This is a genomic window from Microcoleus sp. MON1_C1 (genome assembly GCF_036701945.1).
Lineage (GTDB): Bacteria > Cyanobacteriota > Cyanobacteriia > Cyanobacteriales > Microcoleaceae > Microcoleus.
Map to the genome: position 1 here is coordinate 1 of NZ_JAUBRO010000038.1, position 16053 is coordinate 16053.

14 protein-coding genes are annotated in these 16053 nt (G+C 44.8%); 5 read left to right on the forward strand and 9 right to left on the reverse strand.

The window, feature by feature from the left end; all coding sequences use genetic code 11:
- Nucleotides 1-133: 133 nt before the first annotated feature.
- Nucleotides 134-811 carry an HNH endonuclease gene (locus tag QUA62_RS20525; RefSeq protein WP_333406288.1) on the reverse strand — a complete coding sequence of 226 codons (678 nt, stop codon included), beginning with the start codon at nt 809-811 and terminating at the stop codon, nt 134-136.
- Between the two features lie 273 nt (nt 812-1084).
- Nucleotides 1085-1216 carry a hypothetical protein gene (locus QUA62_RS20530; protein WP_333406289.1) on the reverse strand — a complete coding sequence of 44 codons (132 nt, stop codon included), beginning with the start codon at nt 1214-1216 and terminating at the stop codon, nt 1085-1087.
- Between QUA62_RS20530 and QUA62_RS29465 the strand changes: the two genes are divergently transcribed.
- A complete protein-coding gene (locus QUA62_RS29465) occupies nt 1183-1320 on the forward strand; it encodes a Rieske 2Fe-2S domain-containing protein (protein WP_445301694.1) in 138 nt (45 codons plus the stop codon). The genes QUA62_RS20530 and QUA62_RS29465 overlap by 34 nt on opposite strands.
- 17 nt (nt 1321-1337) lie before the next feature.
- Here the strand turns inward: QUA62_RS29465 and QUA62_RS20535 are convergent, their stop codons facing one another.
- Both QUA62_RS20535 and QUA62_RS20540 read right to left on the reverse strand, forming a co-directional pair.
- The gene (locus tag QUA62_RS20535) at nt 1338-2231 is read right to left on the reverse strand and encodes a CNNM domain-containing protein (protein WP_333406290.1); all 894 of its coding nucleotides are present in this window, start codon (nt 2229-2231) and stop codon (nt 1338-1340) included.
- Between the two features lie 356 nt (nt 2232-2587).
- Entirely contained in the window at nt 2588-3673 is a 1086-nt protein-coding gene (locus tag QUA62_RS20540) for a hypothetical protein (RefSeq protein ID WP_333284187.1), read from the reverse strand.
- Between the two features lie 111 nt (nt 3674-3784).
- On the opposite strand from QUA62_RS20540, the gene QUA62_RS20545 reads away from it, so the two are divergent.
- The 3 genes from QUA62_RS20545 (at nt 3785) to QUA62_RS20555 (ending at nt 7684) form a co-directional block, all read left to right on the forward strand.
- Nucleotides 3785-4702 (forward strand): YihY/virulence factor BrkB family protein, encoded by a 918-nt coding sequence (locus tag QUA62_RS20545; protein ID WP_333406291.1) that lies wholly within the window; start codon nt 3785-3787, stop codon nt 4700-4702.
- A gap of 555 nt (nt 4703-5257) precedes the next feature.
- On the forward strand, nt 5258-6523 hold the full coding sequence (locus QUA62_RS20550) for a glycosyltransferase family 1 protein (RefSeq protein ID WP_333406292.1): 1266 nt from the start codon (nt 5258-5260) through the stop codon (nt 6521-6523).
- 102 nt (nt 6524-6625) lie between these two features.
- Nucleotides 6626-7684 carry a glycoside hydrolase family 104 protein gene (locus tag QUA62_RS20555; RefSeq protein ID WP_333406293.1) on the forward strand — a complete coding sequence of 353 codons (1059 nt, stop codon included), beginning with the start codon at nt 6626-6628 and terminating at the stop codon, nt 7682-7684.
- Between the two features lie 116 nt (nt 7685-7800).
- Here QUA62_RS20555 and QUA62_RS20560 read toward each other — a convergent pair whose 3' ends face one another.
- From QUA62_RS20560 to QUA62_RS20570, 3 genes are all read right to left on the reverse strand, one after another.
- The gene (locus QUA62_RS20560) at nt 7801-8517 is read right to left on the reverse strand and encodes a DevA family ABC transporter ATP-binding protein (RefSeq protein ID WP_333406294.1); all 717 of its coding nucleotides are present in this window, start codon (nt 8515-8517) and stop codon (nt 7801-7803) included.
- Between the two features lie 318 nt (nt 8518-8835).
- Nucleotides 8836-10020, reverse strand: a complete 1185-nt coding sequence (devC, locus tag QUA62_RS20565; protein ID WP_333406295.1) for an ABC transporter permease DevC — start codon at nt 10018-10020, stop codon at nt 8836-8838.
- A gap of 173 nt (nt 10021-10193) precedes the next feature.
- The gene (locus QUA62_RS20570; protein WP_333406296.1) at nt 10194-11618 is read right to left on the reverse strand and encodes an HlyD family efflux transporter periplasmic adaptor subunit; all 1425 of its coding nucleotides are present in this window, start codon (nt 11616-11618) and stop codon (nt 10194-10196) included.
- 113 nt (nt 11619-11731) lie between these two features.
- Between QUA62_RS20570 and QUA62_RS20575 the strand changes: the two genes are divergently transcribed.
- Entirely contained in the window at nt 11732-12343 is a 612-nt protein-coding gene (locus QUA62_RS20575; RefSeq protein WP_333406298.1) for a TetR/AcrR family transcriptional regulator, read from the forward strand.
- 86 nt (nt 12344-12429) lie between these two features.
- Here the strand turns inward: QUA62_RS20575 and QUA62_RS20580 are convergent, their stop codons facing one another.
- Both QUA62_RS20580 and QUA62_RS20585 read right to left on the reverse strand, forming a co-directional pair.
- Entirely contained in the window at nt 12430-13578 is a 1149-nt protein-coding gene (locus QUA62_RS20580; protein ID WP_333406300.1) for a flagellar assembly protein H, read from the reverse strand.
- A 10-nt stretch (nt 13579-13588) separates the two neighbouring features.
- Nucleotides 13589-14944 carry a mechanosensitive ion channel domain-containing protein gene (locus QUA62_RS20585; RefSeq protein WP_333406302.1) on the reverse strand — a complete coding sequence of 452 codons (1356 nt, stop codon included), beginning with the start codon at nt 14942-14944 and terminating at the stop codon, nt 13589-13591.
- Between the last annotated feature and the right edge of the window lie 1109 nt (nt 14945-16053).

The window sequence follows — 16053 nt, forward strand, 5'->3', positions numbered from 1 at the left end:
CATTACTATTTATAAATTTTATTAAACCTTCTATTTGTCTTTCTTTTTCATTTTGATTGGCTTCCATTTGCTTTCTTTCCTTTCATTTATTATCAAACTTTCCTATTTTACCATAAAAATCCATATTTACATCTCAAATGGAATTGCTATATTCCCTGTTCATCTCAGTGGAAAAGTGTTGATCGTTTTCATCACTTACGAGACATATCTTTTCATAATGAAAATCGCTAGCATCTATATGATCTGACTTTTTACAATTACATTTTTGGCAAGCGACTTCAAGATTGAAATTATCACTTGAACCGCCCATTGCTTTCGGCCATTTATGCTCCACTTGAACTGAGTTGTATGAATCTCCTATATCAAACTCCAGTTCGCCGCCACAGATATAGCAAGCCTTATTATTATTTCTGGCTCTCTTTCTTATTTTATGTTTAGTGCTGTCTGCTACGTCTGCATTTCTCTTATCCAAACACTCACTAATTAAGACAATAATTAGTCCGATATGCTTTTCATGGAAGCGCATATCATCCTTCAGTAAAGCTCTCAAATCTGTTATGAATTTTTCATTTCCTTTATTCTCTTTTTCACACTTTCTTTTAAAATAATCAGCGGTTACTATAAGCCGTCGCACTACATAGTTTATCGTACTATTGTAAACTAAATCTCTCAATTCTCCATCAGCTTGCAGAATATAATCTATTCTTGAAATAAAGGAGTCATTTTTGACATCAGCAGGAAAAATTTTCTTGATAAATTCCCTTAGCTGTTGTCCTGGGTTAATGTTATTTTCATCGACACTTTTTTGCATCGGATAACTCTCTTTGGATTTTATCTCCAACTCAGATGAATAATCGTTGCTTTTAATCGTAATACTTTCCTTTTTTCGCTTTGAGCCTTAGCTCCTATATTTAAATACGCTCTACTACAGATTTATTATAGTAATCAACTATCCCACTTTTTCTGCATTACTACATCGCTTTTTAATATTTCTTAACTATTAGGATGACTCTAGCAGTTCAATTTTCCCTTGTCGAACAGTAGCCCAAAGTGTTTTCAGCATATCCACCTCATAAACTGTGCTTTATGCAATTTGCAGATTTTTGGTAAGTTGTCGCACTGAGCGACTAATTACAACGTAATACTGTTTTAGCCCGATCGCCTGACGGGGAGTGGCTGGCAATTTTTCGCCCAGAAGATGGACAAACTGCGACATTACGCGATCACTGTTTGCACCGCAGCAGTCCTTTATCCGCAGGAAAGGTTTGTAGCGGCGCATTCCAATGCCATTATCACGGTTGGATCTACAATCAAATTTGAACCCCGATTTGCTGCTATCAATTTAACACGAGTTCTGGCTGCTGAGTCTCAAACAAAGGGCGAGTTACCTGACGCACTAGCACTGTTTCTAAACTGCCTTCTACCACATTTTCTGCTTCTATTTCCAACTCGCCCCACAATAGCCGATCGCCTTGATTGGGCATTTTACCTAAATTGTGGATCACGAATCCGGCGATTGTTTGGTAAGCTTGGTTAGTTGGCAGGTTTAATCCGAGTCTTTCGTTAACGGCAGTCACTTCCCATAGGCCAGAAATTAGTGCCGAATGAGCATCTTTTTGAAGGAGAGTTGCCTCGGAAGGTAACAGCAGGGGTTGAGACTTTTTACTGGTAATCCAACCGGTCAGCAGCCGCACGGTACCGTTGAGAATTGCTAACAGCGGCCACAGTAATTTTGAGCAGATTTCGAGGGCCGGCATCAGTAGCAAAGCGGTGCGTTCAGGGGCGTGGTTTGCTAATACTTTGGGAATGAGTTCTCCTAAGACTATTTCTACGTAAGTTACTAAGATGAAAGCTGCGGGAACTGCGATCGAATGAGCCGTCAGCACGGCCGGCAAATGACCGATCGGCAATTTGTCGATCCACGGTTCGATCCAGTGTACAGTCGCTCCCTCACCCAACCAACCCAACAGCAAACTCCCTGCTGTTGTGCCAGTTTGAGTCACAGACAGGTAATGCGGTATGTTGTTCTGAGCTTGGTGGACGAGTTCGGCGGTTTTAGCGGTTGGGCGATCGTCCAAGTGGGCGAGTTGGCGGATTTGATGGCGATCTGCTGATACTAATGCTAGTTCTGCCGCCACAAAAAAGGCGATTAAAAGTGTTAAGCCCAGCAACATTGCTAATCTCAGCATTGTTTGAGCGACTTCTATTTCCAGGCAAGTAAGGTTGTTCAAGATAGATATCTAATATGATAGATGTTTTAGGTTAATTCTTTTATTTTAGCTGGGAATTCAGATAGGTTTATTCCCAGAGATTTCGGATATCCCCACTACCCTTATTCCTAGGTGCGCCTTACCCGTAGAACTTGTAAACTCTTTCTCTTCTCTTCCTTCGCGCCCTTGGCGTCTTCGCGGTTCGTTTTAACTGAGATATTGCACCATTCTCAATTACTTGTTTAGGAACAGGCATCTTGCCTGTTCCACAAGAGATGAATTTTATTGTGGAACAGGCCGGAAAGCCTGTTCTTAACAATGATGCAAGATGTGAGTTAAAAAAAATCTAATTCACAACACCGGAACTCATTGCTGTATCAACTCTCCCTTACTCCCCGGAGCGAGTTAATTTCCGTAAAAGTCTGCACCGGATCGGACTTCAACCCGCCTTGAATGTAATTCAACTTCACTTCTTCTAACAAATCCGACACCAGCGACTGCAATTCCCCGAGAGTTTTCTCATCTTGCAATTCCCGCCGCAAACTTTGATTAAATTCTTGGCTGAAATTATCTAGAATTTTTCGACCTTTATCGTCTTCATAAGTATTAGCTACCACATCCACAGCAGTTTGAGCCAAATAATTCGCTACCTGTTCCGTCATCTCCGTCGGCAAAATGTTAATCGGAGAGAAATTTTGCAGGATTTGATAAAAATCCGACTGTTTGATGGTTGTTTCCAAATTGTGGTGCAGCAATTCTTCCAAATCCGGTTGCACCTGCGGCAAAACTTTGTAAATTGTCAGATCCAAAATCCGCTTGGTAATTTGTTCGATCGTATTTTCCTGATTGACATGAAGGTAGGGCTGCTGCGCCAGCAACATCTGCGCCGCGTCGCCCTGTTTGATCGAATTTTTAGCTTGATTGATAAACCGCACCATCATGTATTCCGAGATCGTATTGGCTAAATAAGCCACCGGTTCGTAGGTAACTTGAGCAACTGCGCGATCGAGATTCACCAAACCCGACTTGTGAAGGCGCACCAATACTGGCAGAATCCGCCACCCCTGCCAAATCGGTATCACCAGAAACACCTCGTACCAGCGCCTGAGCACAAAATCAAACCAAGTTACCCCCGGTTTACGGCGGGTGTGGAACAGACTTTTAATCAAAAATTCCGCCCCAAAAAAACCGATAAAAAACGTATCAATTCGCCAAAACTGGTCAGCGCTTTTCAAATATTCGGGATTAGCTAAACTCGAATCAATGCCTTTTATCGGGTCATAAATTTTAACTAAACCCGGAAAATAGCTCTGATAAACAGGGCGCAACTGAAGGTAATTGAAATGGAAAAGCACCAGCAAGAAATTGACTACCGCTACTAATGCGCTCAGTTTTGCCCAAGAAATTGTTTTTTTGGACGATTTTACATCGGTCTTGTTAACAGTTGTGTGGGAATCTGACATAAAAGTAATCTTCCGAATTTGCTAATTGATAAATCTATCTTGTGGCCGAGGCTAAAAAACTCTTAACCTATTAGAATCCCTGGGACGATAAGTATAAGGAAACCAAAGACCGTGAACTTAAAAACAGTCATATCGCTGCTCAAACAAACTTTTACTGAATGGCAAGAAGATAAAGCGCCAACCTTAGCCGCCGCCCTAGCCTATTACACAGTCTTCTCCCTGGCCCCGCTGCTAATTATCGTAATTGCGATCGTCGGTGTAGTCTTTGGTCCAGAGGCAGCCCAAGGTCAAATCGTCGCCCAACTCCAAAGTTTAATCGGCAAAGATGGCGCCCAAACCGTCCAAGAACTCATCCTCAAAGCCTCCGAACCAAAGTCAGGAATGATTGCTACTTTAGTCGGCATCGCTACACTTTTGTGGGGCGCTTCCAACGTGTTTACTAATCTCAAAGAAGCCCTCAATACTATTTGGAATGTTTCACCCCCTCCCGGACAAGGCATCTGGGGATTCCTGAAAGACCGCGTATTGTCTTTTGCAATGATTTTAGGCATAGGCTTTTTACTGCTAGTATCTTTAGTAATTAGCGCCGTTTTAGCCGCCGTCAGCTATTGGTTGAACAACTGGCTGCAATTACCAGTCGGCATTTGGCAGATTGTGGACTTTGCTATCTCCTTTGGCGTAGTTACGCTGCTTTTTGCCTTAATTTACAAACTTTTGCCCGATGTCCATCTTGCCTGGAATGATGTTTGGATCGGCGCCGCCATCACCTCAGTGTTGTTTACGATCGGCAAATCCCTAATTGGAGTTTACCTCGGAGGTAGCGGTATCGCCTCTACCTACGGTGCTGCGGGGTCGTTCGTGATTATCCTGCTTTGGATTAATTATTCGGCTCAAATTCTGTTCTTAGGTGCCGAGTTTACCCAAGTTTGGGCTAACAGATACGGTTCCCGAATGCAAGGTTCGCGAAACAATATCCCCAACAGCGAAAACGGAGAATCCTCCGCACGCAAACACCGGAAGAAATCTTAACATTACACAAACGGGAAATTTGAGGTTAAACAAGAATTCCTAGTTTGAGATAAGAAGTAAGAAGCAGAACGCAGAAGGAAGAGGGAAAAAGGCAGAAGGCCGAAGGCGGAAAGAAAGAAAAATTTTCAAGGCAATAATTTTGCTTTTTTTTTCTCTGACCCTGTAACATTCTGTCTTCGGGGCCACCTACTTCTGCTTTCTCCAAATCCCTACCAATTTATCCAGATAAGTAAAAATTATACCTTCGACTGACCTCGCATCTCGAACACCAAGCTGAAAGCAGGTTCGAGTTTTACACCGACCAGAATCCGGCAAATTCCCTTCACCCTCATTAATTTCTATTTAGATTATCTAGAGTTTGAGCTGCTGCACGTCTCTGTCAGCAGAAGGAAGTCGTTTGTCAATTTTTCTCTGCAACTTATCCCTTCAGGATGATTTCCCGATCCCGCATTTTCACTTTAATACAAATTAGCTAGAAGATTCCAGTCCCGGCGCAGCAGCCAAAATTGAACTTCAATCTTCTCCTGAAATATTTTAAATTTTTGGTAAACAATCATGATTTCATTAAGTAAAAAACGTATCGCTCTTATATGGGTACACGGTGATCCCTCTGTGGAAATTGGCAAAGAAGAAGCGGGCGGGCAAAATGTTTACGTGCGTCAAGTAGGAGAATCTCTGGCGAAACAGGGGTGGCAAGTTGATATGTTCACCCGCTCATCCGATCGCCAACAAGCAAGAATTGTACAGCACAGTCCGAATTGCCGGACAATTCGGCTAGTAGCAGGGCCACAAGAATTTATTCCCCGCGATGAACTCTACGGATATTTACCAATCTTTGTTCAAGAATTTCAGAAGTTTCAGTTAGAGTCAGGCTTTCAATATCCGTTAGTTCACACAAATTACTGGCTGTCTTCTTGGGTGGGAATGGAGTTGAAAAAATCGCAACCTCTGCTGCAAGTTCACACTTACCATTCTTTGGCAGCAATTAAATACAAGTCGGTTTCGACAATTCCGATGATTGCCAAAACCAGGCTGCAAGTCGAAAAAACACTTTTGGAAACAGCCGATCGCGTAGTGGCTACCAGTCCCCAAGAAAAAGAACACATGAGGTCTCTGGTTTCCTCAAAAGGCAATATTGACATCATTCCCTGCGGTACCGACACTGAACGGTTCGGCTCGATCGCCCGATCGACGGCCCGCCGCTACTTGGGCATAGCCCCCGAAACCAAAGTCGTGTTGTACGTCGGCCGTTTCGACCCCCGCAAAGGCATCGAAACCTTAGTCCGCGCCGTCAGCCGGTCGGCGGTGCCCAAAGCCGATTTAAAACTTATAATTGGCGGCGGTTGGCGTGCGGGGGAAAGCGATGGCAAAGAGCGCGATCGTATCGGCAGCATCGTTGAAGAACTCGGGCTGAGCGACATTACCAGTTTTCCCGGCGCCTTGAACAGAGACATTCTCCCCGCCTACTACGCCGCCGCCGATGTGTGCGTCGTTCCCAGCCACTACGAACCCTTCGGTTTAGTGGCCATTGAAGCGATGGCCTGCGGCACGCCCGTAATCGCCTCCGACGTGGGAGGGCTCAAATATACTGTAGTGCCCGAAGAAACAGGTTTGCTCGCGCCGCCGAAAAATGAAGCTGTCTTTGCGGATGCGATCGATCGCTTGTTACTTGACTCAGTATGGCGCCAGCAACTCGGACACACAGGTCGCCAGCGCGTCGAAACCCATTTCAGTTGGGACGGTATCGCCTCCCAACTGGGTCAACTTTACACTCAACTGCTCGAACAATCGGCTCTTGAGCTTGACCCCGTGAGCGCTTAGTAGTATCACTTAGTATAGTTGAAGCGAGTTTCCCTTGATCCCTGTTTCACTCATCCGTTCTAACTGGGAACCTTCAACTAGAAGTGATATCAGGAGGTACTCTTGTACGCACCAGAACATCTGGGAAGCCATCTACAACCCATTTCAGACATCGAGCTAATTCGCCTGTGGGTGGAGGGCCAATCCCCCCGCAGCAAGCGCTTTAGCTGGCAGGCGGCCCACCGTTTTCGGCTGTTTGTAGAAAAACCGCTGGCAGAAGTGACTCTGACAGATGTCGAGACTTTCGCAGCAGCAATGAGAGCTCGGAAACTTGCAGCGGGTTTCTACAACCAAACCTTGCTAGCGCTGAAATCGCTGTTCGCCTTCGGCCAGCAAACGGGAATCTTGCCCGCAGCTCTCCCTCTGCACGGGTGGCCTGTGCGGCAGCGCAGGCAACTTTCCAAACGCCTTCGTTTTCAACTTTCTTGGGGTTTCTTAATCTGTTTGTGCTTTTTCTTAGGTCGAATGACGCCGAGGCTGCTGTGGGGACAATCGGTCTCGGTAGAAAGCTCGCCCACCCCGAAACGCCTGCTGGAAGTTGCGGTCCTCGATTCACCAGACCAAGGAGAGAATAACATTGAGCTCGATCGGGAACCCGAAACTGCAACCCTCAATTCACCAGAGCCCATACAGGATAACACACTCGATAGCATCGGCCCGGAACGTCGAGTGAAAGCCTTTCTCGACACAATTGCCGCCGCCGAAGGAACCGCTAGCGCCGACGGCTACCGCACCCAGTACACCGGCACGAAATTTGTCAGCTTTCAAGATCATCCTAGGGAAATGAGGTGCGGTCGCCGCTATGGCAAAAAACTCTGTTCCGACGCAGCGGGGCGATATCAGTTTCTCAGCACCACTTGGGACAGATTTGCCAAAAAATTTGGCGTCCGCGATTTCAGCCCAAAAAATCAAGATTTGATGGCTATAGAGTTAATCCGAGAAAAAGGTGCATTAGAAGATATAGAAGCGGGTCGATTGGAGCCAGCAGTGAGAAAACTCGCTTACATCTGGCCTTCTTTTCGCCGTTATGGCGGTTCTGTGGAATCGTCGATGCCCAAACTCGAAGCAATGTACCTGCAAAATTTGGGGATTTACCGGCAAGGATTGGTTGTTAGAAATTAGTCAACAGTCCCAGGACGAGTTTAGATTGGGGTTTGGCAATTTTGGATTAAATTTTGACATCCAAAATTGAAAATGAGGGAGTTATGGGTGATGTCTATTCTGGGGAAATTTTAAAATTAGGCTAATTTTCCATCTTCCATGTGAACAATGCGATCGGCAATATCCAAAATTCGGTTATCGTGGGTTACTAACAAAATAGTACAACCCTGTTCTTTGGCAAGTTGCTGCATCAAATTCACCACTTCGCGACCGGATTTGCTGTCCAGGGCGGCTGTTGGTTCGTCAGCTAAAACAATTTGCGGTTGACTGACCAAAGCGCGGGCGATCGCAACTCTTTGTTTCTGTCCTCCCGACAAATCATCTGGATAATAGTTAATCCGCTGTTCCAGTCCTACTAACTCTAGCATTTTTGCAGAGCGATCGCGCATTTGAGAACGCGACAAATTCCCGTGAACTTCCAAACCCATTTGCACGTTTTGCAGCGCTGTCAAACTGCGGTGCAAGTTGTGCGCCTGAAAAATATAGCCAATTTTGCGTCGCGCCTTTACCAATTGGTCTGCACTCGCTTTGCACATTTCTTGACCGAGAATTTTGAGACTTCCCGATTGACCGGATCTCAGTCCGCCAATCAAAGTTAAAAGCGTGGTTTTTCCCGAACCGGAAGGCCCCATCATCAGCACGATTTCACCTGCATTAATTTCGAGATTAATATCAAAAAGTACCTGTTTTCGCAGTTGACCTTGACCGAAGTAGTGGTCGAGTTGGTGCGCGGAAACTACAGGTGCAGGACTCTGTAATGCGTTGTTTGTTGGGTAGAGAGTAGTAGAGTTCATAACTTTTTGGTTTGAGGTTTTAGATTAAAGAATAAATCGCTTTCGTCGCCGACAATGCAGAAAAAAAACAAGAGAATGATTACAAAAAATATGTCGGTCATCAGGACTTTATACAATCCTCTATCATTTGTAAATTTCTTACTCCCTCCCCTTGATAAGGGGAGGGCTGGGGTGGGGTAAAAAATTTACGACTCATTTATGATTGCTATATACAAAATCTGGCTTTAATACCCCCTTTATTCATTAGTCTGGGGAGGCGGACTTCGTTTGTTTACAAAGGTTTCAACCGCCGAGTCTTATAAACTGATTCATTTTCCCTTAAAACATATCTGCCGGGTCGGCTGCTTGCAGTTTGCGAGTGGCAATTGCTCCCGAAATAGTGCACATAATTACGTTCAAAAGTAATACTATAAATGCTCTAAGCAGCGTCATATAAAGGGGTAAATTTGTAGCTTTGCGAGTTAAAGAGTAGAGTCCGAAAGAGACTCCTACTCCGGGCAAAAAACCGAGGACGGAAAGAATTAGAGCTTCTTCAAAAACGATGCCGAGTAAATAAACATTGCGGTAGCCCATCGCTTTGAAAGTAGCGTATTCTCCCATGTGGTCGCTGACATCGGTTGAGAGAACTTGATAAACAATAATCACACCAACTACAAAACCCATCGCGACGCCTAAATTAAACACAAAGCCGATCGCAGTATTCTTAGCCCAATAGTTTTTCTCAAAATCGATAAATTCTTGTTTGGTTAGTACCTTGACATCCGGCGGTAAGTATGATTTCAAAACTTGTTGGACTTCCACGGGGTCAGCACCCGGTTGCAGTTGAATTAATCCGGCATTAACACTCGCGGCGTTTTGTCTGGGAAACAGGCGCAGATAATTTTGATCGCTAGTCATCAAAATACCGTCGGCGGCAAAAGATGCCCCAACTGTGAATAAACCGCTGACGTTAATCGTGCGTCGCTCGACCTCAGCTTTAACGGCTTTTTCTCGATCGATTTGCGCGATCGTCCCTTGGTAGTCTCCCCTAGAAGCTCGATCGAACAACACGGTATCCGGCAATTTAATCGCGCTCAAATTTTGGTTAACTTCTGGAAGCGCAAACGCAGGGCGATCGGGATTGAAACCCACCACCATCAGCGACGTTTCGCGCCGAGTTTCGGGATTTTTCCAGTTAGCAATTTTCACGTAAAGCGGCTCGGCTGATTTCACGCCGGGTACGTTCATTGCTTGATACAATCTGCGCCTGGGGAAGGAAGACAAATTAATCAAATTTCGCGCTTGGGGGTGAATCAAAACTAAGTCTGTTTGCAAGGCTTGGTGCAGCCGCGTATTGCTGGTGTAAAGCGCATTTTGAAAGCCTAACTGCATGAACATCAAAACGTCAGCAAAGGCAATTCCTGCTACTGCAACGGCCATTCGCCCTTTGTCGTGACTCAGTTGCAGCCATCCGAGGGAAGTTCTGCGTCTTAATTGTTGTAAGGGTTGGATGGGTCCAATCATAGGATTTTAGATTTGAGATTTTGGATTTGGGATTGAAGAGATAGGACTGAGGGTTTACTCTCTTCGTACTGAAAGAATATGTAATTATTGAACCGCGAAGACGCGAAGGACACGAAGGAAGAGAAAAGAAGAAGTAGAGAGTTTTCGAGCGGGAAGGGAGGAACATTTTTTACTTAATCTTTAATTTCCCCGATCGCCACTTTGACTTGCAAATTGGTTAATCCCGCTACTTTCTGGCTGGAAGCTGCATCCAAACGCACTTTTACTTCGACAATTCGACCATCAATATTCGCAGAAGGATCGGTGTTAACAATGTTTTGCCGCTGCACTTGCAAACCAATATGTTCGACAGTTCCCCGCAATTCGCAGGTCAAAGCATCGCTAGTAATTTTGGCGGTTTGTCCGAGGCGTACTTTGTCCACATCGCTTTCGTAGATTTCCGCAACAGCTAGCATCTCGCGAGTTTGTCCGAGTTCGACAATGCCGTCGTTTCCTACCCTTTCCCCCGGATGCGTGTGAATTTTCAGGACTTGGGCGTCTCTGGGAGCACGGATGTAAGCTAGATCCAGATTGGCTTTGGCGCCTTTGGCTGCTGAAGTGGCGGAACTGACTTCGGCGGCGGCTGCTGCTATGTCAACGGGACGCACTTCGGCGATGCGATCGAGATTTGCCACGGCTTCATTAATCTGCTGTTGTCGAGATTCCTGAATTTGGCTGAGTTTGGCTTGGGCTTCGTTAATCTGTTGTTGGCGCGATTGTTGAATTTGGTTGAGTTTGGCTTGGGCTTCGTTAATTTGTTGTTGGCGCGATTGCTGAATTTGATTTAGTTTTGCCTTTCCTTCGTTGAGTTGCTGTTGAGTTGTTTCGGCGGCGAGGCTTTTGCTGTCGCTAGTTGAGGCGGAAATTGCTCCCTGTTCATAGAGTTGGGAGTACCGCCGATCCTCGCTTTGGGCGTTGCGGAGTTCGGCTTGTAGGCGGGCAATTGCGGCTTTTTGGGTTTGAATTTCCCCTTGCTGTTCGGCCCTGATGCGGGCAATTGTGGCTTGTTGCGCTGCTATTTCGGTGCTGCGATCGACTTCTAGGCGCGCAACGATCGCCTGTTGCGCTGCGATCTCGTTGCTGCGATCGGCTAATAAACGGCTAATAGTCGCTTTTTGGGCTTGGATTTCGCCGTTTTTGGCTCCAGCTTTCACTTTTGCTAGATTTGCCTCGGCGACGCGCACTTGTTCTTGAGCTTGGTCGAGGGCGGCTTGCAGGCGATCGCGACTGTCCAAAATTGCGATCGCTTGGCCTGTTTTCACCCTGTCTCCCTCTTTCACCAAAAGTCGATCGATCCGGTTTCCTTCCGCGGCACCGGAGGCGGAGACTTTAATTACTTCTCCTCTGGGTTCGAGTCGTCCCAAGGCTGTAACGGTGGTTAATTGGGATGCTGCGACGGCTGCTGCTGCTACTGCGTTGGGATCGGGTATGCGCGATCGCCAGATCGTGTAGCCTGTGGTTCCCCCTGCAGCCAGGGTTGCTACTGCTGCCACAACTAGGAGTTGTTTAACTAGGGATGGAGTTGAGGATAAGCCGTCGGCTGTTGGTTGGTGTACCATGACACACCTCATCATTTAGGTTGATAAAACTAAACCGTTTAGTTCTAAAATAAATACTAAACCGTTCAGTATAATGATGTCAAGACCCGAAGCAAGAATTACAAAGACAAGCGATGGCCAGGACAAAACCCAGCGAACCAGACAGCGCCGCAGCAAGTGACAAAACCGAGCAAATCCTGCAAGGTGCGATGCAAGAATTTTTAACCCACGGCTACGCGGGGACGAGTATGGACAAGGTAGCGAAGACGGGAGGAGTTTCCAAAGCCACGGTTTACAGCTATTTTGCAGATAAAGAAGGATTATTCGTGGCCTTGGTACAGCGGCTGGCGCGAGAAAAAGTCCATTTTACAGTTCTGGATGAAGAACCGGCCGTAGCGCTGCGATCCGTTGCCACAACTCTATTAGAGCAGGTGACGCAGGAACCTGAATTCCTCAATTTTGTGAGGTTAGTGATTGCGGAGTCGGGGCGTTTTCCCCAGCTAGCGCAGACTTTTGTGAAAAACTTAGCTAAACCGGGTATCGAGCGGCTTACTCAATATTTCGCATCGCATCCAGAGTTAAAATTGCCCGATCCGGAAGCAACGGCGCGGATTTTTATCGGATCGCTGGTATATTTCCAGTTAACGCAGCATATGATGCACGGCAAAGATATTATCCCAATGGAGCGCGATCGACTGATCGACGGTCTGCTGCACTTGATTTTATCCCCGCAGTCCAATTCCTAAGTGCGATCGACAGAATTTAGGAATTTTATTTGAGAACGATCGCAGCCATAAAGAGCGAGATCCCTTTATGGCTGCGATCGCAGGTTTTAGTCAGGTGTTTTTCCTAACCTGTCCCTCAATTCCTGAGCCGATAACTGTGGCAGTTGTTCTACAAACAAGGTCAATTCTGCCACAGGCAATGCCAATAAATTAGTAACGGCTGTAGGCAGAAGATCGCCCACTTCAGGCGATCGCATTTGCAACGCACTTTCAGCTAACAATTTAACCGCTGCTTCCCGCCCAGCTTCATCAACGGTCAGCATCGAGATTGCCAGCAACAGCACTGTAAATTCTGCCGCCGCCAACTTGGATATTGGAGATAGAAAAACAGTCATTTTGGGGCTTAATTCTCCAAATCTAACTCGCAGAAAGTTTTCTAAAATTAAGCGTTGTTGTTCTTGTCTGCCTCGTTCTAGTCCTTGTTCTAGCCCTTGTTCTAGCCCTCGTTCTATTCCTTGTTCTAGTCCTTCTTCTCTAGCTTGTTGCTGTGCTGCTTGTATTTGTTGTTGAAAAAGTGGTGCAATGGCCATAATTAACTCCCGCTCTTCTGGCTCTAATTCTTGTGGCGCATCGGTTACTAAATTTGACTGTAACCGATACAGCAATTCTAGCGCGATAATCCGCAACGGATCGTCGGCAGCTAAAGCGCTTAATTGGGAAATAGCCCTTTGCTGCACTCCCCCTTTGCCCAAAATCCTCAACCACAGAGTTTCTGGAGTTTCTGGCAACTGGTGAATCGCCACAATTGCAGTTCGCAAAGATTCACCCAAAAAATAGATTCCCTGCATCCAATTCTCTGTGTCTGGTATCGCATTAAAGCTATCTACCAATGCTTTCGATGCTGTGGGCCTCAAAATCCACAGTTTGGGTAACTGAGCGTCATCATAGCGAGTATTTTCTCTCCTAAATTTTCGCTCTAACTCACCTCGCACGTCCAATAACTTGCCCAGACAGCTACAAATTTCGCTGACGTTGGCAGGATTGCGAAACGGTTCAAAAATTGCAGTTGTGTTAGCCATTTTTCCCAACAATCCCAGGGTTTCTGAGTATTCGGGAATTGCGGTTCTGGGAGTAAAATAAACATCTATTTCTCGGACTTCGGAAGTCACATCGCGGCCGATATTAACCGTTCCGAGCGGCGACAGCAATTCCTCCAGGTATTCTTTGGCAAAGAGATGGTGAATAAATCGCGTCATAGAAGTTATTTCAAACACTAAATAGATTTTTTAACCGTTTTCTCACCCATTCTACAGGATTTTCCTCCTCTTCTGCTGCATCTACTAATTCCATTTCTCGCAATAATTCCTGTCTTTCGCTTAGTTCTTCTTTGTGTTTGACTATTTCTTTAATAATCTGTTCCGATAAATCAGGTCGTTCAGTTAAAACTTTTTGGAAACCTTCTTTATTGATAGCAAACAAAATTGTTTCTTCCAAAGCTCTCACTGAAGCAGTTCTGGGGATTCCCAACATCAAAGAAAGTTCCCCAAAAAACTGACCCGTACCCAGGTTATTCAGGTGTTTGTCAATAGCTTCTACAAAAACTTCTACTGAACCTGAAAGAATCATGTAAAAAGCATCTCCTGGGTCGTTTTCATGAAACAAATATTCTTGCGGTCGCAGCCGTTTGCGGTATCCAACTTCAATCAATTGCCGCAATTCAAGATCCGTCAGATTTTCAAAGTATTCTACCTCTCGCAGCAAACAGCTAAGGGACGATAGCTTTTTCATTTCGTCTCCAAAAATAGGCATTTTTTGCTTTTTTTCAGAGGAAGTATTCCTGATGTCAATTGCAGTTTCTTTTGGGTTGAGCATTGACAACAGAACTTCGGGATTTTTCAAATAAATTTCTCTATTATTGAAGGGGAAGTCGATTTTATGCTGGCGGAAATTGTATTCAATGGCAAAATTCAAAGAACTTTTAATTACTTCTCTTTCAATCGGCCTATCCGTCCAAACTAAAAGTTCAAATTTAAAACTATCATCACCAAACTCGACAAACAATACTTTCGGATTCGGTTCGTATAAAACTCCCGCTTCCGCGTAAGCAATATTTAACAGAGTTTCTGTCACTAACAGCGGGTTACTATTCTCCGCTACTTCTACGGGAACTCGCAGACAGAGTAGGGAGTTTTCGTAACTCCAGTTAACAATTTTGTTGCTAATCATGTTGCTGTTGGGAACTATGACGCTGGAGTCCTCGGTGGTTTGGAGGATGGTCGATCGAATCGAGATTTTTTTGACGATTCCCATTAATCCTTCTAATTCCACAAAGTCTCCGACTTTCACGGGTCTGTCTAAAAGCAGCGTTAAGCCGCTGACAAAATTAGTTGTTAAATCTTGGATGCCAAAGCCAATTCCAACTCCCAGCCCCCCCGCAACTACTGCAAAAGAAGCGAGGTTAAAGCCGATGCTTTGGATGGCGACTATCACCCCCAAAGCTACTATTAAATACCCAATAATAACTGCGATAGCTTCCCGGTTCCCCTCGTCAATTCCCAGTTTAACAAGCAAGTTTTCCTTAAGAAAGTTCGTAAAAGAGCGTGCTATGACAAGGATAGCCATGAACAATACAATCAGTTCCCCAAGTGACTGCAGCGATACAGGGTTTTCACCTATTTTAAATAGGGTCGCTGTAAAAACTTGGGTAATTTTAAGCAATAATTCTTCGGGTATTGTATTCAAGTTAAATCCAGAAAGTAATGTTTTTTTAAGTTGTTAAGCAGATGAGAGTAAGGAATAAATTTTTTACTTTTTCGTATAAAACCTAATGCAGACAGTCGTTATTACGAAAAATTAATGTGTTTTTACGATCGTAAAAAACTTAATTTCTTACATAAATATGTCGTTATTCAGACTAAGCCGTTATCCGTATTGCCAATTTCTCGGATATTCGGATATATTGTCTTCCCCTGCCTGCGGTTAGTGTGCCACTTTTTCGCACTAGCGGAATCATCTATTATTCAGGCGAACCCTCTACTAACTTTAGTCAACGTTAACACTCTGGGATTTTATCATACTTTTCGCTGATTTGTTGTTGAGGTTCCGTTATAAACTTAAGCAGGAATTATTCAATGACTATTTAAGTGGACAACTCAAATATCCTAGTATTACAATGAGTTTAACTGGTAGGAGAGATATTGCTATCACTGTGCCAGTTGCGTCTCTATTCTGTATATCTAAGAATATCTAAGTGAAAATTTAACGGATATAGCTAAAATTGAGAACGTTCCCATAATACTTGGCATTCTAGCGACATTGCAGACAAATTAAAACTTAATTGCATTTGTCAATCAGTAAAATTACTGAAAATACTGCTTGTTGAGGAGTGGAAAACTTAGATTTAGGGGTGACTGGGCATAAATAGGGCGCGCGCCGTGATTCCTCGATCGCCCAAATCTAAGTTCTCCACCCAAAGCCTGAGTAAATGCTGAGCATAATTGCTGATTGACAAACGCTTCCCTAGCTTATGTTGTCACCAATGTTCTACCAATAGGATTGATTAGGAATAGAATTGATGAGCAATAGAACTGCTTGGCGATACATCCGAAGAATTAACGGAAATATTGTCGCAAGGGATACATATATCGCCGATTGAAAACCGAATGGTCGCCCTACTGAACGTTTTATTAAGTGCCCAAATAGGAGAAAACGAAAACCTTGCGATCGCGCAA